Origin of the sequence: Alcanivorax sp. 24 (assembly GCF_004360225.1) — a bacterium.
Taxonomy (GTDB): domain Bacteria; phylum Pseudomonadota; class Gammaproteobacteria; order Pseudomonadales; family Alcanivoracaceae; genus Alloalcanivorax; species Alloalcanivorax xiamenensis.
Genome location: NZ_SNUA01000002.1, coordinates 88924 through 111680, shown reverse-complemented (window position 1 = coordinate 111680; position 22757 = coordinate 88924). Strand labels below are relative to the sequence as shown.

General features: G+C 62.3%; 24 protein-coding genes. 16 read left to right on the top strand and 8 right to left on the bottom strand.

What is annotated here, in order from left to right; all coding sequences use genetic code 11:
- Window positions 1-259 precede the first annotated feature (259 nt).
- The 3 genes from E0L37_RS03055 to E0L37_RS03045 form a co-directional block, all read right to left on the bottom strand.
- Complete coding sequence (locus E0L37_RS03055) at window positions 260-1135, bottom strand: alpha/beta fold hydrolase (protein ID WP_133490338.1); 876 nt, start codon at window positions 1133-1135, stop codon at window positions 260-262.
- A 32-nt stretch (window positions 1136-1167) separates the two neighbouring features.
- Window positions 1168-1350, bottom strand: a complete 183-nt coding sequence (locus E0L37_RS03050) for a hypothetical protein (protein ID WP_014993512.1) — start codon at window positions 1348-1350, stop codon at window positions 1168-1170.
- A gap of 341 nt (window positions 1351-1691) precedes the next feature.
- The gene (locus E0L37_RS03045) at window positions 1692-2090 is read right to left on the bottom strand and encodes a hypothetical protein (protein ID WP_133490337.1); all 399 of its coding nucleotides are present in this window, start codon (window positions 2088-2090) and stop codon (window positions 1692-1694) included.
- Window positions 2091-2170: 80 nt separating this feature from the next.
- Here E0L37_RS03045 and E0L37_RS03040 point away from each other — a divergent pair, with 80 nt between their 5' ends.
- The 3 genes from E0L37_RS03040 (at window position 2171) to E0L37_RS03030 (ending at window position 6593) form a co-directional block, all read left to right on the top strand.
- Complete coding sequence (locus E0L37_RS03040; RefSeq protein ID WP_133490336.1) at window positions 2171-2965, top strand: helix-turn-helix domain-containing protein; 795 nt, start codon at window positions 2171-2173, stop codon at window positions 2963-2965.
- Window positions 2966-3052: 87 nt separating this feature from the next.
- A complete protein-coding gene (gene rapA / locus E0L37_RS03035) occupies window positions 3053-5926 on the top strand; it encodes an RNA polymerase-associated protein RapA (protein ID WP_133490335.1) in 2874 nt (957 codons plus the stop codon).
- Between the two features lie 16 nt (window positions 5927-5942).
- Complete coding sequence (locus E0L37_RS03030) at window positions 5943-6593, top strand: alpha/beta hydrolase (protein ID WP_055098722.1); 651 nt, start codon at window positions 5943-5945, stop codon at window positions 6591-6593.
- An 88-nt stretch (window positions 6594-6681) separates the two neighbouring features.
- Here E0L37_RS03030 and E0L37_RS03025 read toward each other — a convergent pair whose 3' ends face one another.
- Window positions 6682-7410, bottom strand: a complete 729-nt coding sequence (locus E0L37_RS03025) for a dienelactone hydrolase family protein (RefSeq protein WP_133490334.1) — start codon at window positions 7408-7410, stop codon at window positions 6682-6684.
- Window positions 7411-7559: 149 nt separating this feature from the next.
- Here E0L37_RS03025 and E0L37_RS03020 point away from each other — a divergent pair, with 149 nt between their 5' ends.
- Complete coding sequence (locus tag E0L37_RS03020) at window positions 7560-8042, top strand: hypothetical protein (RefSeq protein ID WP_166642985.1); 483 nt, start codon at window positions 7560-7562, stop codon at window positions 8040-8042.
- Between the two features lie 87 nt (window positions 8043-8129).
- Window positions 8130-8309: a hypothetical protein gene (locus E0L37_RS03015; protein WP_133490333.1), complete on the top strand. Its 180-nt coding sequence runs from the start codon at window positions 8130-8132 to the stop codon at window positions 8307-8309.
- 41 nt (window positions 8310-8350) lie between these two features.
- Here the strand turns inward: E0L37_RS03015 and E0L37_RS03010 are convergent, their stop codons facing one another.
- Together E0L37_RS03010 and E0L37_RS03005 are read right to left on the bottom strand one after the other, a co-directional pair.
- Entirely contained in the window at window positions 8351-8683 is a 333-nt protein-coding gene (locus E0L37_RS03010; RefSeq protein WP_133490332.1) for a hypothetical protein, read from the bottom strand.
- A 235-nt stretch (window positions 8684-8918) separates the two neighbouring features.
- Window positions 8919-9248, bottom strand: coding sequence for a DUF1820 family protein (locus E0L37_RS03005; RefSeq protein WP_133490331.1), 330 nt, complete (start codon window positions 9246-9248; stop codon window positions 8919-8921).
- A 421-nt stretch (window positions 9249-9669) separates the two neighbouring features.
- Here E0L37_RS03005 and coxB point away from each other — a divergent pair, with 421 nt between their 5' ends.
- The 4 genes from coxB to E0L37_RS02985 are packed head-to-tail and all read left to right on the top strand — an operon-like array spanning window position 9670 to window position 14008.
- On the top strand, window positions 9670-10878 hold the full coding sequence (coxB, locus tag E0L37_RS03000; protein WP_133490330.1) for a cytochrome c oxidase subunit II: 1209 nt from the start codon (window positions 9670-9672) through the stop codon (window positions 10876-10878).
- Window positions 10879-10892: 14 nt separating this feature from the next.
- Window positions 10893-12497 (top strand): cytochrome c oxidase subunit I, encoded by a 1605-nt coding sequence (gene ctaD, locus E0L37_RS02995; protein ID WP_133490329.1) that lies wholly within the window; start codon window positions 10893-10895, stop codon window positions 12495-12497.
- A 27-nt stretch (window positions 12498-12524) separates the two neighbouring features.
- A complete protein-coding gene (locus E0L37_RS02990; RefSeq protein ID WP_014993500.1) occupies window positions 12525-13100 on the top strand; it encodes a cytochrome c oxidase assembly protein in 576 nt (191 codons plus the stop codon).
- 26 nt (window positions 13101-13126) lie between these two features.
- A complete protein-coding gene (locus E0L37_RS02985; RefSeq protein WP_133490328.1) occupies window positions 13127-14008 on the top strand; it encodes a cytochrome c oxidase subunit 3 in 882 nt (293 codons plus the stop codon).
- Window positions 14009-15017: 1009 nt separating this feature from the next.
- Here E0L37_RS02985 and E0L37_RS02980 read toward each other — a convergent pair.
- Complete coding sequence (locus E0L37_RS02980; protein WP_133490327.1) at window positions 15018-15710, bottom strand: pseudouridine synthase; 693 nt, start codon at window positions 15708-15710, stop codon at window positions 15018-15020.
- Between the two features lie 128 nt (window positions 15711-15838).
- Between E0L37_RS02980 and E0L37_RS02975 the strand changes: the two genes are divergently transcribed.
- On the top strand, window positions 15839-16243 hold the full coding sequence (locus E0L37_RS02975; protein WP_133490326.1) for a hypothetical protein: 405 nt from the start codon (window positions 15839-15841) through the stop codon (window positions 16241-16243).
- Between the two features lie 8 nt (window positions 16244-16251).
- On the opposite strand, the gene E0L37_RS02970 is transcribed toward E0L37_RS02975, so the two are convergent.
- Window positions 16252-16503, bottom strand: a complete 252-nt coding sequence (locus tag E0L37_RS02970) for a twin transmembrane helix small protein (protein ID WP_133490325.1) — start codon at window positions 16501-16503, stop codon at window positions 16252-16254.
- A 104-nt stretch (window positions 16504-16607) separates the two neighbouring features.
- On the opposite strand from E0L37_RS02970, the gene E0L37_RS02965 reads away from it, so the two are divergent.
- From E0L37_RS02965 to E0L37_RS02940, 6 genes are all read left to right on the top strand, one after another.
- Entirely contained in the window at window positions 16608-17357 is a 750-nt protein-coding gene (locus E0L37_RS02965; protein WP_133490324.1) for an SURF1 family protein, read from the top strand.
- A gap of 4 nt (window positions 17358-17361) precedes the next feature.
- Window positions 17362-17976, top strand: a complete 615-nt coding sequence (locus tag E0L37_RS02960; protein ID WP_133490323.1) for a hypothetical protein — start codon at window positions 17362-17364, stop codon at window positions 17974-17976.
- Between the two features lie 95 nt (window positions 17977-18071).
- Window positions 18072-19124 (top strand): heme A synthase, encoded by a 1053-nt coding sequence (locus E0L37_RS02955; protein ID WP_133490322.1) that lies wholly within the window; start codon window positions 18072-18074, stop codon window positions 19122-19124.
- Window positions 19125-19129: 5 nt separating this feature from the next.
- Entirely contained in the window at window positions 19130-20020 is an 891-nt protein-coding gene (gene cyoE, locus E0L37_RS02950) for a heme o synthase (RefSeq protein ID WP_133490321.1), read from the top strand.
- A gap of 339 nt (window positions 20021-20359) precedes the next feature.
- Entirely contained in the window at window positions 20360-20947 is a 588-nt protein-coding gene (locus tag E0L37_RS02945) for a LemA family protein (RefSeq protein ID WP_133490320.1), read from the top strand.
- Window positions 20948-20960: 13 nt separating this feature from the next.
- Window positions 20961-22724 (top strand): M48 family metalloprotease, encoded by a 1764-nt coding sequence (locus E0L37_RS02940; RefSeq protein ID WP_133490319.1) that lies wholly within the window; start codon window positions 20961-20963, stop codon window positions 22722-22724.
- Window positions 22725-22757: the final 33 nt, after the last annotated feature.

Here is a 22757-nt window from a genome sequence, read left to right as displayed (position 1 = left end):
CGCTGTGGGAAGCTTGCTCGCAAGCGAATCGCCAACGACCCAGGGCATTCGCGGCCAAGGCCGCTTCCCACAGCGGCTTCGTGGCATGATCTGTGGGCGACCCGCTTGCTGGCGAATAGAGCGGCTGGTAGCCCCTTCCGTTACAGACCCGCGCCCATGATTGAAGCGCCGTGGCCTTCTAAACCGCGATGAACCTTTTTTATGAGCGCCGTCCATGGCGGTCACCCTTCGGGCCGTCGCGCGGCCCCGGGTTTTGACTTTAGCGTTCGACGTCGAGCGTCCGACGTCCGACACCTTCCTCCTCCAGCCACCGCGCCAGACGCGCCACCACCGCCGCCGGCCGCCTTGCCCAGCGAAAATGGTCCGCCTTGTCGTTCAGTTCCCCGGCGCTGAGCACCTGTTCCTCCGGACGATGACGCTGAAAACGCCGTAACACCGAATCCACCGCGATGGCGGACGCAAAAGGGTCGTTCTCCATACGCAGCATCAAGGCGGGGCCGGTGTAATCCGCCAGCGACTGATCCACCCGGCGGTCATCGGCCCCCAGCCGATAACGATTAGTCAGTGCCAGGTGACGCCAATCACTCATCACGCCACGCGCCTCCCGCCCCCCGAAACCGAGGCGGTCACCGGGGTAATAGCCAAACAGCAAGTGGCACAACGGAATCAGGCGGGTGAGCCGTTGCACCCGGCGGCGGTCCGCTTCCTGATAAGCGGTGATCCAGGGGCTGCCGCAGGCGCACATGACGATACCCTCGAAACGCTGCGGGTAGAGACCCGCGCACATCGCCGCATAGTGGCCGCCAAGGCTGTGGCCAAACAGGTAAACCGGCTGCCGCGTCGCCTCCCTGGCGATCCACTCCAGCACCGCCGGCACGTCGTCCTCGACGACGTCACGAAAGCTCCAGTTATGCCGTCTCGAGGGACGCAGAGCACTGCTGCCCAGGCCCCGCTGCTCCATCAGCGCCACCGACCAGCCCTGCGCGGCCAGCTCCGCCACCAGTTTGTCGTAGAAGGGCGCGGCCACGCCGAGGGCACCCATGACCAGAAAGACCGGGCCGCCACCGGACACCCAGGTGACCGGCACCGAATAGCCCTTCCCGTTATCGATCCGTACCCATTGTGCTTCGCTCATCCCCTTTCTCCCCACGCCGGGAGGGGGCCTCCTCAGCGCGCTTCGGTTTTTGTCTTACCACAACGCTGGCACCGGTAAAGGGTGACCAGACGTCCCTGCTTGGAATCGAAAGTGGTGTCCTTCGCCACCACCCATTTATGGAAGCCATGGCGGCACAGACTTTTGTTGGCGGCTTTCTTTTTCGCCGGTTTCTTGAAGGGCAGGATATCGGCCATGACCGGGCCTCGTGAGGTTAAGAGCCCTTCAGCATAGCGGTCACCACACGACAGCCGCCAGCATTGCCGTCATTACCAGTTCCAGCAGCAGAAACACCGCCACCGGTAACCATCGCTGTCCTACAATTCGCTGTCACGCCTACACGCAACACGCTGGCACGCCGATTCGCGAGCAAGCTCGCTTCCCACAACGGCTGTGTAGTTCCCATTACGGGAGCAATAGGGTGGCCCTGCGCTCACGAGCCACGACTGGCGAGTTAGCGTGCCGGCGTGTTGCGTGTAAGCGGTCTGTTCCCTTCCACCAAACAGCGGGCGGTGGCGTTCAGCCACCGCCGCTCCCATCAGGCATGCGCCGGCTGCCGCAGGCCCCGCCACTGGCACCACACGCAGAACGCGGTGATCAGCACCAGGTCCGCCAACAGCAATTGACCGATATTGGAGAGCCAGGGCGAAGCCACCAGCATCACCACTGGCATGGCGACGACAAAAGCGGCGTCCGCCAGGGTCAGCAGGCGTGCCAGCAGACGCGGGATCGGACGGCGGGTGGCGACCCAGGCCAGATCCATCGCCAGCACCAGCAGCGCGGCACCGGCGGCGGTGGCCAGCCACACCGGGATGGCACCGGCATGGGCACCGGCCAGACCGGCGAAGAAGGCGCCGGCGGTGACCAGGGGCACGCCGAACACGGCGCAGACAATAGCATTGAACAGCAGTGCGGATTTCAAGGATTGCCAGGGCATGATCCTTCTCCTTCGTGGTTTCTGATAGAGTCAGAATCCCCGCCAGGGGTAATCAAAACAATTACCTCGGAGGTAATCACATGCAGGCAGGTACGATACTGGCGGACTGGCGCCGCACCCGGCGCATCAGCCAGTTGGAACTGGCCAATAACGCCGGCGTTTCCAGTCGCCATCTGAGCTTTGTTGAAAATGGCCGCTCCCGCCCCAGCGCGGACATGCTCAAACGGCTGGCCGGGGCGCTGGATCTGAGCCTCAGGGAAACCAATTACCTGCTCACCGCCGCCGGCCATCCGCCGGCGTTTGGCGAAACCCGCCTGAACGAGCCCGCCATGGCTCCGGTACGGCAGGCGCTGAATCTGATGCTGGAGAACCACCTGCCCTATCCGGCGGTGGTGCTGGACGCGCATTGGAATCTGCTGCTGGCCAATCCGGCCCAGCACCGCATCGTCGCGGCCATGGTGGCGGAGCGCGGGCCGTTGCCGGAGACCACCAACATCATGGAACTGGCGTTCCATCCCGACGGCTTCCGCCCGTTCATCGAGAACTGGCCGGTGGTGGCGTCGTTTCTGCTGCGCCATCTGCGCCGCGATCTGCATGCGCGACCGGACCCGGTGCTGCACCGCCTGCACCGTCGTCTGGCGACGCTGGCCGATCTCAGCCGGATTCCAGTGGACATGCCGGTGAGTACGGACCCGATGCTGACACTGGTGCTCAATATCGGCGGGCAACGTCTGAACGCCTTCTCCACCCTGGCCAGTTTCGGCACCGCCGTGGACGTGGTGATGGAAGAATTACGTATAGAGCAATATTTCCCCGCCGATGAGGCGACGGCACAGTGGTTCGGGACACAGGCGGGCGGGAACGGCGGCGGTTGATCCGTTTTTCACCGACACGCATCGAAGACGGCGCCACAAACCCGTATAATCGCCCGCCCCCACAATCATCCAGGCGATCGCACATCCATGACCGAATTTGTTCCCGGGCAACGCTGGCTAAGTGAATCCGAAACCGAGCTGGGCCTCGGCGTGATCAAGGAGGTGGACTACCGCCTGGTCACCGTGAGCTATCCGGCGGTGGAGGAAGAGCGGACCTACGCCAAAAACAACGCGCCCCTGTCCCGGGTCACCTTCGATGTGGGCGAGACCCTGACCACCGACGACGGCCTGGAACTGAAAGTTCAGGCGGTCAATGACCTCAACGGGCTGCTGGTCTATCACGCCCATCCGGTGGATCAGCCGGACAATGTGCAGCCGGTACCCGAGTCCCATCTCGGCCATCAATTGGCCCTCAATGGTGCTCAGGAACGCCTGCTGGCCAACCAGCTCTCTTCCAATCGCTGGTTCGAACTGCGCATCAAGGCGCTGCAGGCCAAGGCCCAGAGCGAACGGTCTCCCCTGCAGGGGCTGCGTGGCGCCCGTATCGATCTGATCGGTCATCAGCTGTATATCGCCGAGCAGGTGGCGCGCCGCTACGCACCGCGGGTGTTGCTGGCCGATGAGGTCGGGTTGGGAAAAACCATCGAGGCGGGCCTGATTCTGCATCAGCAACTCTATACCGGGCGCGCGCAGCGAGTGCTGGTGGTGGTGCCCGATGCCCTGGTGCATCAATGGTTCGTGGAAATGGCACGGCGCTTCAATCTGCGCTTCAGCATTTTCGATGAAAGCCGCCTGGAGGCGCTCGGTGCCTCCAGCGCCGCCAGCATCAAGAACATGCTGGCGGATATCATCGCCGAGGAAACCGGTCAGGAATCGGCCACCCAGGACAATCCTTTTCTGTCCGAACAACTGGTCCTGTGCAGCACCACTTTCCTGGAAGGCTGCGATATCGACTTGCTGGCCGAAGCGGAATGGGACCTGCTGGTGGTGGACGAGGCCCACCACCTGGCCTGGAGCCCGGAACAGCCCTCCACCGCCTATAGCCGGGTGGAACAGGTGTCACGTCAGGCCCGCGGTCTGCTGTTGCTCACCGCCACACCAGAGCAGTTGGGGCTGGAAAGCCACTTTGCCCGCCTGCGCCTGCTGGACCCGGACCGCTACCCGAGCCTGGACGCCTTCATCGAGGAACAGCAGCAGTATCGGCAGGTTGCGGAACTGGCTGGCGCCCTGCATGACGAACCCAGCTGGTCGGCGTCGCTGCGCGAAAGTGCCGCCCACTGGCTGCCCGGCGAAGACATCGACGAAAGCCGCCGTGACGCCATTCTTGGCGAGTTGCTGGACCGCTTCGGGCCTGGCCGGGTGATGTTCCGCAACACCCGGCACAATGTGGCCGGCTTCCCTGAGCGGCGGGTTCAGGGTTATCCGCTGCCCTTGCCAGATGCCTATCGCATTGACGAGGACGAGGATCTGGAGCTGGCTCTGTATCCGGAGACCGCCTACCGGGACGATCGCTGGTGCGCCGAGGACCCGCGCACCGACTGGCTGGAGCAGTTCCTCAAGCAGCATCGTGGTGAAAAAGTGCTGGTGATCTGCGCGCACCGCGATACCGCCATCGACCTGCACGCCCACTGCGGCTACAAGCTGGGACTGAATCTGGCGGTGTTCCATGAAGATATGGACCTGATCGAGCGGGATCGCGCCGCCGCCTTTTTCGCCGATGACGTGGACGGCGCCCAGGCCCTGATCTGCTCCGAGATCGGCTCCGAAGGCCGTAACTTCCAGTTCGCCCATCATCTGGTGCTGCTCGATCTGCCGCGCAATCCGGACTTGCTGGAGCAACGCATCGGTCGCCTGGACCGCATCGGCCAGACCGACACCATTCAGATTCACGTGCCGCATTTTCAGGCCCACGCACAGCAAGTCCTGTTCCGTTGGTACCACGAAGGCATGGGGGCGTTCGAGCACACCAATCCCGCCGGTCACGAGATAGGCCAGCGCTGCGGGGAAGCATTGGAACAGGCCCTGCGTGCCCCGGCCGACGATGCCAAGGTCTCCTCCCTGTTGGCACGGACCCGGGAGGTCACCGATGAGCTGCGCCAGCGTCTGGAGGAAGGCCGGGACCGCCTGCTGGAAATGGCGTCCTGCGACCGAGAACAGGCCGACGGCTTGCGCGATCAACTGGCCCGGGAAGACGAGCAAACCCCCATGGCGTTCCTTGGCGAGGTGTTCGAACACTACGGCGTCGACCAGGAAGATCATTCCGAACACGCCTGGGTACTGAAGCCGGCACCGCATTTGCGCGAACCTTTCCCCGGCCTGCCGGAAGAAGGCATCACCGTCACCGACCAGCGCGGCACCGCCATCGCCCGGGATGACATGCAGTTTCTGACCTGGGAGCACCCGATGGTCACCGGGGTGCTGGATCGCCTGCTTACCGAAACCCGGGGCAAAGCCTCGGTGGCGCTGCTCAAGAATCCGAAAATCCCCGCCGGCACCCTGCTGGTGGAAACCATCTATACGGTGTCGTGCAGCGCCCCCCGGCATCTGCAGCTGGACCGCTTCCTGCCGACGGTGACGATCCGCCATCTGCTGGATCCCAAGGGGCGCGATCTGTCCCAGGCCATCGACTTCCCGGGTCTGTGCCGGCAATGCCACAAACTGGAAAAACCGCTGGCCCGCAAGGTGGTGGGCAGCCAGAAAGCGTTACTGGAAAAACTGCTGCGCGCCAATGAAACCCGGGCCAAGGAAGCAGCGGAAGAGCATATCAATAGCGCCCGCGAAGCGATGAACCGCCATCAGCAAGCGGAGCTGGCCCGGCTCAAAGCACTGCGCGAGAAGAACCCGGCAGTGCGTGACGAAGAGATCGAGTTCCTGGAAACGCAGACCCGGGCCCTGGCCGCTTATCTGGACCAGGCGCGGGTGCAATTGGAAGCGGTCCGTGTGATCGTTGCCGGAAACTGAGTTAAGGAGTGCCGGAATGAGCTATCTGCCCTGTGTGGAAATCGAACCGCCGCAGCCCGCCGAAACCAGCGTGATCTGGTTGCACGGCCTGGGTGCCAGCGGCCATGACTTCGAGCCGGTGGTACCGGAGCTGGCACGCAAGAGCACCCGTTTCGTGTTTCCGCACGCACCGCAAATTCCGGTGACCGTCAACGGCGGCATGGTCATGCCGGCCTGGTACGACATCATCAGTCTGGGCGGCGGCGGGCCGATCGACGAGGACGGCATCCGCCGCTCGGCGGCCCGGATCGACGCCCTGATCGAACGTGAGATCGAGCGCGGCATTCCCGCCGAACGCATTGTTGTGGCCGGCTTTTCCCAGGGCGGCGCGGTGGCCTATGAGGTGGCTCTGCGCCATCCGGCACGGCTGGCCGGCCTGATGGCTTTGTCCACTTACTTCGCCACCGCCGACAGCATCCAATGCAGCGATGCCAATCAGGCCCTGCCGATCTTCATCGCCCACGGTACTTTCGATCCCATGGTGCCCGAGGAAGGCGGCCGCCGGGCGGCGGAAACACTGACCGCCAAAGGTTACTCCACGGACTACAAAACCTACCCCATGGAGCACGCGGTGTGTCTGGAGGAGATCCAGGACATCGCCGCATTCCTGCATAGCGTGCTCGACTGACCACTGCTGCCCCACTGATTCGCGAGCAAGCTCGCTCCCACAGCGGTATCACTACGGAGCCGCTGTGGGAAGCTGCCTTGGCAGCGGATCAGTCGGCGAACACCTCATCGAACAGGTCGTCCATGGCGGCGAAGGCACGCCGCGCCACCTTGGCGTTGTATTCGCTGGTGCCCGGGTTGCTGGCGTTGGGGTCGGTGAAGGAGTGCACCGCGCCACCATGGTTGATAAAGGTCCAGTCGGCGCCGGCGTTGTCCATCTCCACCTTGAAGGCGGCGATCGCTTCGGCGCTGACCATGGGATCGTCGGCGCCGTTCATCACCAGCACCGGCCCGCGGATCGGACCGCTTTGCTCCGGCTCCGGCGTCTCCAACAGGCCGTGGAACGACGCCGCCGCCCGGATGTGGGCGCCGTCGCGGGCCAACTCCAAAGCGCAGGCACCACCGAAACAGAAACCGAACACCGCCACCCGGTCCTCGGCCACGCCCAGTTTCCCCGCCTCTTCGCGCAACACAGCCAGCGCCGCCCGCAACCGGGCACGCAGCGCGGCGTTGTCGTTGCGGATCGCGCCCATGGCCTCCGCTGCTTCCCCTGCGCTGGCGGGGCGCACCTCCACACCGTAGGGATCAAGGACCAGAATGACATTGCGCTCTCCGACTCGTTCCCGAGCCAGCTTCTCGGCGGCATCGCTGACACCGTAAAAGTTCGGCGCCATCAGCAGGGCCCGGTCAGGCTTACCCTCCGCCGGATACAGCAGCCGCCCTTCGAAGGGGGCTCCGTTCACCTCATAGGACACGGTCCGCACTTCAACTTCTGACATATTCCTCTCCCGTCATATCAAACGGCGTGATAACACCGCGGCAAAGATAAAATCTCGTAATCCCGGGCTCTGGCCCACTTTCCCGAACATCACCCGGCTCTATATTGAAGAAACGGACATTGCACAGAATCCATGAAGAGGACGCAACCATGCGCCGCAAACTGATTACGACACTGGCTGTGGGCGCCCTGCTGGCCACCGGCGTGGCGCAGGCGGATCCGCCCCCCTGGGCCGGGAACGGCAACAAGCACAACGGCCCCCCCCATAAAGTGGAAAAACGGGTCGAGTACCATAACGACCGGGACTGGCGCGACTATCGCTTCTCCCGGGACGAGCGGGATCGGCTTGGCCGCTTTTATCAGCGCTACCCGTCCCGCTCGGACCTGCCGCCAGGACTGCGCAAGAAGCTGGCCCGCACCGGCGAGTTGCCGCCGGGATGGCGCAAGAAACTGCAATCCGGCCATCGCCTGTCCGATGACCTCCGCCGGTTCGGCTACCGCCTTCCCAACAGCTACTACGGGGACAGCTATCGCGGCGGCTACGGGTACTCCGATTATGTCATCGACAATGAGGTGGTTCGCGTTCTGGACGCCACCCAGACCATCATCGATATTTTCCAACTGACCCGCTAACGAAACGACGGGGAACCCCTGCTCTTCTTCGGCGTCACATTGAGAGTGCGACTTTGGAACCACCGACACGAAAAACCAGGAGTTCCCATGCCCAGATTGGCAATTCAAGGTTTGCTGGCGATCACGGCCACGCTCTGGCTGTCCCAACCCGCCCTGGCCCGGGTGGAAAGTAACGATATCGACTCACCGACGGTGGAAACCCTGGAACCGGCCGCCACCTCGGCCACCGAAACACCAGCCAGAGAAAGCGAAGAGGAAAAATTCTGAATTTGGAGGTTCCGCCGGGAACTTGCCGTCACCCGCACTGACTAATCTTGTGCAGTTTCTCCCTTGTAGATAATCAGGCAACCCTCGGGGCGCTTGGCGGCACGAACCGCCGGCGCCTTTTTTTTGGTTGATCGCGGCTTAGTGGGCCACGGCGCTTCAATCATGGGCACGGGTCTGTAACGGAAGGGGCTACCAACCGCTGTATTCGCCAGCAAGCTGGTCTCCCACGGATCTGCCACGAAGCCGCTGTGGGAAGCGGCCTTGGCCGCGAATGCCCTGAGCCGTTGGCGATTCGCTTGCCAGCAAGCTTCCCACAGCGGCGCTGTAGCCACCGCTGAATGGATGTCTTCGAGGTATCCGAGCAATACGGGCATCCTTTCCTCTCCTGGAAAGGTTGGTCGTTGTGGGAGTCCGGAACGCGGCGGTTCACTCGAATCGGGCTGCACGGAGCCCCCGCCGGAGCGACCCTGTTTGACAGGGACGTCAAAACCGGGAGCTTACAGGGACGTATTTACGGCGATCCCGGAAGGCCTCCGTGCGGATCCGTGCCCCCGATGGAGACCCTCATTCCCGTTATCCGTGATGAACCTTCTTTTAGCCAGCTGTGCGCTATTTCTTGCCGCCTGGCCCGAATGGCATGGGGAAAGTGGTTACGTTGGAGCCGGTGGCCTCGGTAATCTTACCTACTCCTTCCTTCTCCACCTCATCCACCCGGATAATGGCGTGCATCGGAATGAAAGAACGCTGGACGCCAGCGAATTCGCTCTTCAGCCGTTCCTCGGACGGATCCACCACCATTTGCGATCGTTCACCAAACAAAAATTCCTCTACTTCGATGAACCCGTAGAGTTCGCTCTGATAGATCTGGGCAGCGTAAATTTCATAGATCTGCCCCTGGTTGAGGAAAATAACCCTGTAAATCTGACGGCTTTTGGACATTCCTGAATCCCTGCGGAGGGGTCGAAACGGGGCGCGCAGTCTAGCACAAATCGACCCGGGTACACCCTCCCCAAGCCACGTGACATGCGGCATTCCGGCTGGACTTTGCCCCCTTGAATGTCTAGAGTTACCGGCCGTATGCCGTGGGGCATTTTGCCGCACCCTGGAAGTTCGAACCAAACCATCTTCATTCAGTTAACTTGTTGATTTGGTTGGAATTTCCCCCTTCTCGAGACGTTTGGACAGCCGCTTTTTTGGTCTGTCCCGCCCCGTTTTGGGCCTGGAATCCGGCAACGGCTCCACAGCATCCTCAAGAAAAACCTGGGCCCGGTTCCAGGTGCCGGTGACGGCTAAGAAGGCGAAGAATGGGCTTGGACTCCTTACTGGGGGTACCTAGCCGGGGAAAACAGGGAGCAAACGCATGCAGTCAACTCTGTTCCACCGCATGGCGGTCGGTTTGACCTCGCTGATGATCAGCGGGTTGGCCACGGCCAGCGACTGGGCTGAACGTTCCGACCACAACCTACGGCCCGGCGTGACCGCGGTCGCCCAGGAAGTACACGGCTTGCACAACACCGTGTTGTGGATCGTATCCATCATCGGCCTGCTGGTTTTCGGGCTGATCCTGATCTCGGTGATCCGTCACCGCCGATCCAAACACCCAACCCCAGCCACCTTCCATGAAAATATCTTCCTGGAAGTTCTGTGGACGATCATTCCCTTTATCATCTTGATCGCCATGGCCGTGCCCGCCACCCGGGTACTGATTGAACTGGACGATACCGCCGATTCCGAACTGACCGTCAAGGTGACCGGTTATCGCTGGAGATGGGGCTACGAGTACCTCACCTACCAGGACGACAACGACGTCGGCGTCTCGTTCATCTCCTCCCTGGCCACGCCGCCCGAACAGTACCAGAACCCGGTGCTCTCCGGTGGCCTGTTCCCCTACGGTACCGCCAAGGACCGCGTCGGAGCGCCTTCCCAGGACAAGGACCACAACTACATGCTCGAAGTGGATAACCCGCTGGTTATTCCTTCCGGCCAGAAGGTTCGTTTCCTGGTTACTTCCGATGATGTGATCCACTCGTTCTGGATTCCTGACTTCGGCGGCAAGAAGGACGCCATCCCGGGCTTTGTCAACGAAACCTGGGCGCTGGTTCCCGAAGGCCAGGAAGGCACCTACTACGGCCAGTGCGCCGAGCTGTGCGGCAAGAACCACGCGTTCATGCCCATCGAGGTCAAGGTGGTCTCCCAAAGTGAGTTCCAGGAGTGGCTGGCGCAGAGGAAAGAAGAGGCCGCCGCGGCACCTGATCTGACCCCCTTCGAAAATCTTGAGGCAGCAATGGCGGCGGGCGAAAAAGTGTACGCATCCCAATGCGCTCTCTGTCACGGGCAGAACGGAGAAGGCGGCATCGGCCTGCCGTTCGCCGGCGACGATTTCGCCATCAAACCGGAGCACCGCGAAGAGCACATTCATGTGGTGCTTGAAGGCCGCAACGCCATGCCGGCTTTCAAAGGTCAATTAACGCCCAAGGATATCGCGGCGGTGATTACCTATGAGCGGAACGCCTGGGGCAACGACTCCGGCGATCTGATCCAACCCGAAGACGTACACGAAGAAGAGTAAGGGAGGGGACCGCGATGAGCACTGTTGCCGCAGCACACGATGATCACGATCATCACCACGCCCCGACCGGCCTGAAGCGCTGGCTGTTCAGCACCAACCACAAAGACATCGGTACGCTGTACCTGTGGTTCAGCTTTGCCATGTTCCTGGCCGGCGGTTTCATGGCGATGATCATTCGGGCGGAATTGATCGAGCCCGGGATGCAATTCGTTGATCCGGAATTCTTTAACCAGATGACCACGGTCCATGGTCTGACCATGGTCTTCGGGGCGGTCATGCCCGGCTTCGTGGGTCTGGCCAACTGGATGATTCCGCTGATGATCGGCGCGCCGGACATGGCGTTGCCGCGTATGAATAACTGGTCGTTCTGGATTCTGCCGTTCGCGTTCGCCATTCTGCTGAGCTCGGTGCTGTTGAGCGCCTTCGGCCATGGCAACCCGAGCGCGCCGAACTTCGGCTGGACTTTCTACGCACCGCTGTCCACCAAATACGGCCCGGCCTCCACCGATCTGTTCATTCTGTCGGTGCATATGATGGGGATCTCTTCCATCATGGGCGCCATCAACGTGATCGTGACGGTGTTCAACCTGCGGGCACCGGGCATGACCCTGATGAAAATGCCGCTGTTCGTATGGACCTGGCTGATCACCGCCTTCCTGCTGATCGCGGTGATGCCGGTACTGGCCGGCGCCGTCACCATGATGCTCACCGACCGTCACTTCGGCACCAGCTTCTTTGATGCCGCCGGCGGCGGCGACCCGGTTCTGTTCCAGCACGTGTTCTGGTTCTTCGGGCACCCGGAGGTGTACATCATGATCCTGCCGGCGTTCGGTATCGTGTCGGCGATCATTCCCACTTTCGCGCGCAAGCAGCTGTTCGGGTATGCCTCCATGGTGTACGCCACCGCTTCCATCGCGCTGTTGAGCTTCGTGGTCTGGGCCCACCATATGTTCACCGTGGGCATGCCGCTGGCCGGCACCCTGTTCTTCATGTACATGACCATGCTGATCTCGGTCCCCACCGGGGTGAAGGTGTTCAACTGGGTGGCCACCATGTGGCGCGGTTCCATGACCTTCGAGCTGCCGATGAAGTGGGCCATCACCTTCGTCATCTTGTTCACCTGCGGCGGCCTGTCCGGTCTGATGCTGGCGATCACGCCGGTGGACTTCCAGTACCACGACACCTACTTCGTGGTGGCTCACTTCCACTACGTACTGGTGTCCGGCGCTGTGTTCACCATGTTCGCCGCCGCCTACTACTGGCTGCCGAAGTGGTCCGGCGTGATGCCGAGCAAACTGCTGGGTGAACTGCACTTCTGGAACTCTCTGATTTCCGTGAACCTGCTGTTCTTCCCCATGCACTTCGTGGGCCTGGCCGGCATGCCGCGCCGCTATGCCGACTACGCTCTGCAATTCGCCGATTACAACTTCTGGATCTCCATCGGCGGGTTCTGGTTCGGTCTTTCCCAGCTGTTCTTCCTGGCCGTGTGTCTGCAGTGCGCGCTGAAGAAAGGCGAAAAGGCGGAAGCCAAGCCCTGGGACGGCGCCGAGGGTCTGGAATGGGAAGTGCCGTCTCCGGCCCCCTTCCACACCTTCGACACACCGCCGGTGGTGAAGTAACGGGTCCGACGGAAAGAGGGAGGCACCATGAGCAACGACGATCTGCAGGCCCGCAACGCCCGCACTTTGAAGAAGCTCCTTATCTGGGCGGTGGCGATGTTCGGCTTCGCCTTCGCCATGGTGCCTTTCTACAACGTCATCTGTGACATCACCGGCCTGAACGGCAAGACATCCAACACCGCGGCGACCCAATCGCCGGAAACCGTGGTGGAGGACCGGGTCGTGACAGTGGAGTTCATTACCCAAAACGGGGCCGGCGTGAACGGCAGTTTCTACGCCAAAACTCACCGGGTGCGGGTGCATCCGGGCGAGATCACGCTGGTGAACTTCTACGCGAGCAACCCCAAGGACCACGACATCATCACCCAGAGCATTCCTTCCATTACCCCCGGGCAGGCGGCACGCTACCTGCACAAAACCCAGTGCTTCTGCTTTGATCAGCAGACGCTGACAGCGGGGGAAATGAAGGAAATGCCGATGATTTTTTACCTGGATCCGGAGTTGCCCAAGCACATCACCACCCTGACCCTGTCCTACACCATGTTCGATGTGACCGAACGCGTAACCGGGACTGATAACAAAAGCGACACCGTGGTGCGCTAAACCCGGTGGCAGAGGAGACCAATTCAATGGCAACCGATAAGTACTACGTACCCGAGAGCAGCCCCTGGCCCCTGGTGGCCTCGGTGGGGCTGTTCATGACCGCCTTCGGCGGCGCCCATTTCATTCAACAGGCCACCGACCCGGATACGTTCTCAGGCTCCTGGGGCCGGCCGCTGTTTTTCTTCGGCCTGGCCTGGTTGTGGCTGACCATCGCGCTGTGGTGGCGTGACACCATCAAGGAATCCCGTGGCGGGCTGCACAGCCATCAACTGGGCATTTCCTATCGCCAGGGCATGCTCTGGTTCATCTTTTCCGAGGTCATGTTCTTTGGCGCTTTCTTCGGCGCCCTGTTCTACACCCGCTGGCTGATCGTGCCGTGGCTGGGCGGCGCCGGCAGTAACGCCATGACCCACGAGCTGCTATGGCCGGACTTCCAGGCCATGTGGCCTCTGGTGAAAACACCGGGCGGCACCACCACCCAAGCCATGGGCGCCTGGGGCCTGCCGGCGATCAACACCGCCATCCTGTTGACCAGTTCCATCACCCTGACCATCGCCCACCACGCCTTGCTGGCGGGTAAACGCGGCAAGTTGATCGGCTTCCAGGCCATCACCGTGCTGCTGGGCGCGATCTTCCTTGGTCTGCAGGTGGAAGAATATATCCACGCCTATACCGAAATGGGCCTGACCCTGGACGCCGGCATCTACGGCAGCCTGTTCTTCCTGCTCACCGGTTTCCACGGCGCGCACGTGACCATCGGCACCATCTTCCTGGCGGTGACGCTGATCCGGGTGATCAAGGGGCATTTCGACGCCGAGAACAACTTTGCCTGGGAAGCGGGGGCCTGGTACTGGCACTTCGTGGATGTGGTGTGGCTGTTCCTGTTCGTGGTGGTGTACTGGCTGTAAACGCCATCACCTTCCCGAACACCAGAAGCCCCGGCAATGCCGGGGCTTTTTTGTGGTTCATCGCGGCTTGAGGGCCACGGCGCTTCAATCATGGGCACGGGTCTGTAACGGAAGGGGCTACCAAGCCGCTCTGGGAGCGTGTCCGCAAGCGAATACCCCACACCAGAGGCCGCATTCGCCAGCAAGCTGGCCTCCCACGGATCCGCCACGAAGCCGCTGTGGGAAGCTTGCTGGCAAGCGAATATCCCAACACCAAAGGGCCGGAATTCGCCAGCAAGCGGGTCTCCCACGGATCTGCCACGAAGCCGCCGTGGGAAGCTTGCTGGCAAGCGAATATCCCAACACCAGAGCAGAGGGCCGCATTCGCCAGCAAGCGGGTCTCCCACGGATCATGCCACGAAGCCGCCGTGGGAAGCTTGCTGGCAAGCGAATATCCCAACACCAGAGGGCCGGAATTCGCCAGCAAGCGGGGCTCCCACGGATCCGCCACGAAGCCGCTGTGGGAAGCTTGCCGGCAAGCGAATATCCCAACACCAGAGAGCCGGAATTCGCCAGCAAGCTGGTCTCCCACAGATCTGCCACCAAGCCGCTGTGGGAAGCTTGCTGGCAAGCGAGTATCCCAACACCAGAGGGCCGGAATTCGCTAGCAAGCTGGCCTCCCACGGATCCGCCACGAAGCCGCCGTGGGAAGCTTGCTGGCAAGCGAATATCCCAACACCAAAGGTGTCGGAATTCGCCAGCAAGCTGGGCTCCCACGGATCCGCTACGAAGCCACTGTGGGAAGCTTGCTGGCAAGCGAATCGCCAACGGTCCAGGGCCTTCGCGGCCAAGCGGAGCGCCGCCCGGGCCGCTTCCCACAGCGGCGCTGTAGCCACCTCTGAATGGAGATCTTCGAGGTAACCGGGCAATACGGGAGCCCCCACCGGAGCGACCCTTCCCGCTAAACCGCGAGGAACCTTTTTTGTTCGAAGCTCCCACAGCGACGTTGATGGGGTAATACCGTTTCCTGCTAGACGCTGGCGATCTCCGCCGCCGTCAGCGCCCGATATTGGCCCGGCGCCAGGTCCGGATCGAGGCGAATCTCCCCCATTTGCTCCCGATGCAGAGCGACAACGCGGTTGCGGAAGTGGCCGAACATGCGTTTGACCTGATGGTAACGCCCCTCGAACAGGGTCAGCCGGGCACGGTGACTGCCGATCAGTTCGAGCCGGGCCGGCAAGGTGGTGAGGTCTTCATAGGCGAAATAGAGGCCACGGGCGAACACTTCGACATAGTCCTCGCTGATGGGCTGCTCGGTATCGACCCGGTAAACCTTGGGCTTGCGCTGCTCCGGCAGGGTAATGCGCCGCGACCACTGCCCGTCGTTACTGAGCAACAGAAGGCCACTGGTGTTCAGATCCAGCCGCCCGGCCAGATGCAGTTCGTGTTTGTCCGCCTCGTCGAGCAAATCAAGCACGGTACGGTGGCTATCGTGCCGGGTGGCGCTGACCACGCCGACCGGCTTGTGCAGCATCCAGTAACGGGCACCGCGCCCCGCTTGCAGCAACTCGCCGTCCAACTCCACGCGCTGGAAGGCGCTCACTTCGCAACGGGTATCCCGCACCACCTCACCGTCCACCCGCAAGCGTCCGGCACTGATCAGCAGCCGGCTTTGCCGGCGACTGTAAAGTGGAGAGCGGCTTAGCAAACGATCCAGGCGCATGGCTCGCTCCTGCTTACAACGTTAGGTACACCCGCCAGGCCAGCAGCCTCTTTGCCTTCCGGACGATCCAGCGCCATCATGGCTGCCTGGTGACGCTACCCAACAACCGAGGCCGCATCCGCTCCCTCATGACATACCGACTCATAGACCACAACGGCAACGACGTTTCTTTACCCGATCTGGAGACCCTGCGCACGTTCCTGTCTCAGCCCCCGGCGTACTGGCGCTCCGGCAGCGGAGACTCGGCCGTCCTGCTCTCGGATTCGGAGCGCCTGCTGTTCTTCAAGCTGACCGGCGGTATCTTTATCCTCCAGCATCCGGACTACCTGGTCCCTCTTCTTGCACCGCCCTCGGGACGGTCGGTGACGCTCAGTCACGCCGTCGGTGGAGAAGCTCTGCTGTTCCCCGAAAGCGCCCTGCATAGTGAACAGCAGGCATTCGAGATCCTCGCCGCTTGCTTGCGTTCGGGGACACTGGCTCCCCGGTATCACTGGACGGATCTGTACGACCTGGATTTCGACCATCCATTCTGACAGCGTGTCTATCGCTCCTGCTGCTGCACCGGCTCGCCGTACAAGGTGGTGGGGTTGACGTCATGGGGCTGGATCCAGCCCATCATCATGCTCAGCAGAATAAACAGGAACACCGCCGCCGAGAAACCCACCCGCCAGGCCAGCGCGCGCATGGTTTTGCCGTCCTTGCCTTCATTACGGACCAGGGACATCAGCGCTCGACCCAGGGAGACCACGGCCGCGGCCAACAGCACGATGACGATCAGTTTCACCCACCACATACAGGCACCTTCCACACTCGCTGTTCATGTACAATGTGCGCCCATTGTAGCCCTCCGGCGGTGAAGTGCACGCGCTGCCGACCGCCGTTACCCGGAGATCCGCCATGGCTGGAAAACCCGGTCTGTTTTCCCCTGTCGCCACCGTCCTCACGCTGGTGGTGGTCGCCGTGTGCCTGAGCTTGTCCTGGTGGCAATGGCAGCGCGCGGATGAGAAGAGAGCGTGGCTTGCGGACCAGGCCGACAAAGCCGCCGGGGCGCCGCTGTCATTGTCCGGAGCATTGAGGCGTCGGGACCGCCAGCATCTGCCCATCACCGTCAGCGGCGAACTCGACAACGCCCGTCCGGTGCTGCTGGACAACCGCATGAATCAGGGTATCGCCGGCTATTACCTGCTTTCTCCACTACGCACTGACGATGGCCACTGGGTGCTGATCAATCGTGGCTGGCTGCCCCGTGGCGACGACCGCGCGGTGCTGCCCACGGTAGCGCCGGTGACCGGTCCACTCACCGTGAAAGGCACCCTCTACGAGCCTTCCAGCCGCACTCTGGTGCTCAAGGACACCCCCTTGCCGGACCATCAATGGCCTTTACGGGTACAAAAGGTGGATTTTGCAGCCATCGGCGCCCGACTTGGGGTAGAATTGGCGCCCTTTGAAATCCGCCTTGCCGCGGATCAAGGCCTGGGCGATCAGCCGCCATTGCCAAAACCCTGGCAAGACGCGGAAACCACCCTCAGCCCGCAACGCCACGAGGCTTACGCGCTGCAGTGGCTGGGACTGGCCGTGGCGGCCCTGGTGGTCTTTCTGGTAGCAAGTCGGCGGCAGGCGCGCCGACAGGATCAACTGGACGTATAAACCGATGTCCCCTCGCAGCAAAAACAGACTCACTCTGCTGGCCATCCTCAGCCCCTTCGTGCTGTTTTTCCTGGCCGGTCGTTACCTGGTGGACCCCTGGGAACTGCCGCGCCAGAACAAAGGCCAACTGCTGATCCCCCATATTCCGGTGTCGGATCTGGGCCTGATGGAAAGCACCGACGATCCCTACCGGGCCGATGACATGAGCGGTCATTGGACCATGATGTACATCGCCGGCGACGGCTGTGACAGCCGCTGCAAGAACGGCCTCTACTATCAGATGCGCCAGGTTCGCCTGGCACTCACCGAGGATGCGCAGCGCGTACACCGGGTGGCGGTACTCACCCGGCAGCCGGATGCGGACTTCCGCGCTTTCCTGGACGACAATGTCGCCGGCATGGAGGAGGTCCGGGGTGACCTGAAGACTCTGAAAGCCACGCTCGAAGCCGCTTACGGCGAGAGTCAGTCTTCACCGGAGGGGGATATTTATCTGGTCAGTCCCGACGGCCAGATTTTCATGCGTTACCCCACCCACGAGGACATGGACGCCACTCTGGAAGAGGCGGAGAACATCCGCCTGGATTTGAAACGGACACTCAAGGGCTCCCTGATCGGTTAGCGCCTACCCGGCGCCACTGTTTGGATAGCCCGTGCTTTTATCCCGCGCGGCCAACCCGCGCGTAGATCGGATGAACACCAGCAGGTCCCGAAATCATGCAAACCCTGACGTCTTCCCAAATCTGGCTGCGTCGCGTGACGGTTGTAGCCATTTTCCTCGCCGCCGGCGTAATTGCACTGGGCGCCTGGACCCGCCTCAGCGACGCCGGTCTGGGCTGTCCTGACTGGCCCGGCTGTTACGGCCATCTGGATGTACGCAAGGCCGTGGCGCACGTGGCCGATATCAATTCCACCGATCCCGGCGCGTTGCGCGAGGCGCACAAAACCATCCCCGAGATGGTCCACCGCTACTTTGCTTCCGTGCTGGGCCTGATCATCCTGATCATCGCCGCGCTCAGCTGGATCAATCGCAAGCGCGCCAAACAACCGCTGAAGCTACCGCTGTTTCTGGTGGCCCTGGTGATCTTCCAGGGGCTGCTTGGCATGTGGACGGTGACCATGGGGCTGCAGCCCACCATCGTCATGCTGCATCTGCTCGGCGGTTTCACTACCCTGACCTTGCTGTCGCTGTTGGCCGCCCGTCTCTACCGCTGGCCGGAATTTCTCAACGACTGCGATGTCCGCACCCTCAAACCGCTGGCGGGCCTGACCCTGGCGGCGGTGATTCTGCAGATTGCCCTGGGCGGCTGGACCACCGCCAATTACGCGGCAGTGGTCTGTACCGAACTGCCGGTGTGTGAATCCGGCTGGACCGAGCATCTCAATTTCGCCGATGCCTTCATTTTCTGGGGGCACGAACACGATCTGCCCGACTATGAATTCGGCGTGCTGGAAAACGACGCCCGCACCACCATCCATGTGATGCACCGCTTCGGCGCCTTGTTGGCCTCACTGCTGGTGTTGACCCTGGTGGTGCGCATCCTGCGCCGTGCCCACAGCACTTTTTTCCGCAACTTCGCCGGTGTGATCCTGCTGTTACTGCTGGTGCAAGTGGGTCTTGGCATCGGTAATGTGGTATTTTCCGTGCCACTGAAGATAGCCGTGGCGCATAACTTCGGCGCGGTGGTCCTGCTGATCACCCTGGTCCTGTTCATACGCGCCATCAACGTCAAATGCACCAGTGCCCGACCGGGCCTCAACGGGGAATAGCGTTCATGAGCACCACCACCTGGCGAGACTATCTGGCCCTGACCAAGCCCGGCGTGGTCATGCTGTTGATGGTGACCGCGGTGGCCGGCATGTTTCTGGCCACGGATCCGCCGGGCATGGTTCCGCCGCACATCTTGATCCCGGCGTTCGTCGGGCTGTCTCTGGCGATGATGGCCTCCGCCGCCATCAATCAGATCATGGACCAGAAGATCGATGCGATCATGAAACGCACCGAGCAGCGGCCACTGGTGGCGGGCAAGCTGTCACCACGAGCGGCGGTGGCGTTCGCCGTGGCGCTGGCGATGCTGTCCATGGCCATGCTGTACTTCCTGGTCAATCCGATGACCGCCTGGCTGACCCTGTTCGGTTTTGTCGGCTACGCTTTTGTCTATACCCTGTATCTGAAGCGCGCCACACCACAGAACATCGTTATCGGCGGCGTCGCCGGCGCCATCCCGCCGCTGCTGGGCTGGGTGGCGGTGACCAACGAACTGCACCCCCATGCCTGGCTGCTGGTATTGATCATCTTCGTGTGGACACCGCCGCACTTCTGGGCGCTGGCGATCCATCGGGCCGATGAATACGCCAAGGCCGATATCCCGATGCTGCCAGTGACCCACGGCATCCCCTTCACCCGTGAATCGGTGCTCTATTACACCATCCTGCTGTTCGTGTGCTCGCTGTTGCCGTACCTCACCGGCATGAGCGGGCTGATCTATCTGCTCGCAGCGGTCATCCTCGGCGCCATCTTCCTGGCGCACGCGGTGCGCCTGCGCTTCTCGGAAGACCCCAAACTGCCGATGAAGACCTTTGGTTACTCCATCACCTACCTGTTCGTGTTGTTCACCGCGCTGCTGGTGGACCACTACATTCCGCTTTATCCCTTCATCGTCTGAAAGACGCTTCCCACAGACCGGACCACGAGCCGCTGTAGGAAGCTTGCTTGCAAGCGAATGACCAACGGCCCGGGGCATTCGCGGCCAAGGCCGCTTCCCACAGCAATGGCTTCGGCCATGTACCAAGTGTTAATTCGATCACGCCGGCCCGTCGGCCTACTTGGTTGTAGCGCGGCATTACAGTAACTTAACCGATGGGAATGCAGGTCCGCGGGATGCGAGGTCGGCATTCCCCAATAATATGAGGTCCCGTGGCCGGCCCCGTGCGTTCCCGACAGCCGCCGCCCGCGAGGAACGACAATCCGGGGAACCACGTTACTATCATTCTGGGGGGATAGTATGGGGGAGTGGCTATTCGCCGGCGTTATCGCCGCGCTGCTGTTGTATCTGATCGCCGTCTATAACCGGTTGATCCGCCTGCGTAATCAGTACCGTAATGCGTTCGCCCAGATCGATGTGCAGCTGCAACGCCGCCACGACCTGATTCCCAATCTGGTGAGCGCCACCCGCGCTTACCTGCGCCATGAACAAGACACTCTGACCCGGGTCACCGAGGCCCGCCGGGATGCCGCCAAAGCCCGCAATGACGCGGCCCTCCACCCCGGCGAGAGCGGCGCCATGACACGCCTGTCCCAAGCCGAGAACCTGCTTTCCGGCAGTCTCGCCCAGTTCCGCGCCGTGGCCGAGAGCCACCCGGAACTGCAGGCGGACACCACCGTGTCCGATCTGATGGAGGCTCTCACCAGCACCGAAAATCGCATTGGTTTCGCCCGTCAGGCCTTCAACGACGCCGTGATGGGCTACAACACCTACCGAGAACAGTTCCCCAACAATATGATCGGCGGCCTGTTCGGACCGTTCCGCGCCGCCGATCTCCTGTCACTGGAAACCGCGGCGGCGCGGCAAGCCGTCGCGGTAAGGTTCTGAGGCCACGGCGGCGATGGACTTCTTCCAGCATCAGACCCAGGCCCGGCGCCGCACTCTGCTGCTGGCACTGTACTTTCTCCTGGCCCTCGCCGGCGTGACCGCGGCGGTTAACCTGGTGACCGTGGTACTCGCACGCTTGCTGCTGCCCGGCCTGGCTCCCGCCCCCTGGCTCGGCAGCGGTCTGTTCTGGTGGGTCAGTCTGTCGACACTGTCGATCATGGCTTGCGGCTCGTTGCGCAAGGCCTGGCAATTGCGCGGCGGCGCCACCGCACTCACCGCTTTATTGTCGGCACGGGAAGTCGGTGCCGACGCCGGCGAGCAACCACTGCGCCGGCTGCGCAATGTGACCGAGGAGATGGCCATCGCCAGCGGTCTGCCGGTGCCGCGCCTGTTCGTGCTGGACCACGAAGCTGGCATCAATGCCTTTGTCGCCGGCTCCCGTCCGGACCGGGCCGTGCTGGTGGTCACCCGCGGCGCCCTGGAGCAATTGAACCGCGAGGAACTGCAAGGCGTGGTGGCCCACGAATTCAGCCACATCCTCAATGGCGACATGCGCCTCAACCTGCAATTGATGACCGCGCTCTCCGGCATTCTGGCGGTGGGGAAAGCGGGAGAATTCCTGTTACAGCCAATATCCCGGCGACATCGTTATCAACCGCTGTTTTTTACCGGCGGCATCCTGATGATGACGGTGGGTTATGCCGGGCTGTTCTTCGGCCGTCTGATCAAGGCCGCCATCTCCCGGCAGCGCGAACATCTGGCGGACGCCTGCGCGGTCCAGTTCACCCGGCAAAGCGAAGGTCTGGCCGGCGCGCTGATCAAAATACGCAACGGTGGCGGCTCGCTGCTGCATTCCATGTACGCCGAGGACATCAGTCACATGGGGTTCGCCGAAACCGTGTCCGTTCATCTGCGCGCCCTGCTCTCCTCACACCCGCCACTGGAACAACGCCTGCGGGCGCTTGGCCCGGATTGGAACGCGCGGGCCCGGGCGCGGGCCCGCCGCGATCCCCGCGCGTCCCGGCATATTGGCTTTCTTGACGACGCCAACCTGGGTTACGCCCGTTCTCTGGTGGCCAGCATCCCGGCTTCTCTGCGGCAAGTCCTGGCCGGCAACGAAGGCGCCGAAACCATTTTGTACGCCCTGGCGCTGGGTTCCCGCCCGGTACCGCCGGCGCTGGCCGGCGGCAAACGCGGCGAGTGGATCCAGCAGGTGCGGCAGCTTGGTACCCGCCTGCGGCTGCCGTTGCTGGATCTGGCACTGCCGACGCTGGCGCGCCAGCCGTTGGCACGGCGGCAGGCCATCGTTGATCAACTACTGGGCATCGCCCGCCACAGGGGTAACCGGGATCTGCTCTGTTGGGCACTGTGCGCGCTGGCCCGAACCCGTTTACTGCCCGCCAAACGCTTGCCAGAACCGGCCCTGCATCGCTTCGGGGCGGTGGCGACGGATCTTCAGGTAATCTTTTCCGCCCTGGCCTGGGCCGCCGACAGCGCCCGCCATACCGCCGTGACGCTGTTTCAACAATCCACCCGGGGACTGTTGCCGGCGGGCCGTCAGTTACTGCCCCCCGACCGCTGCACACCGGAGAGAATGAATAATGCCGTCGCACGGCTGAATCGGCTGACACCACCGCTCAAATCAGCGGTGATCGACACCGCCGCCGACCTGATACTCGCCGACGGCCGGATTCAGGTGGCGGAAACCGAACTGTTACGGGCCCTCTGCGCCCTCCTCGACAGCCCGATGCCACCTTTGTTTCGTCGGACCCGCTGACTTTCCGCCAATGCGGATGCCAAGGGAAAAACA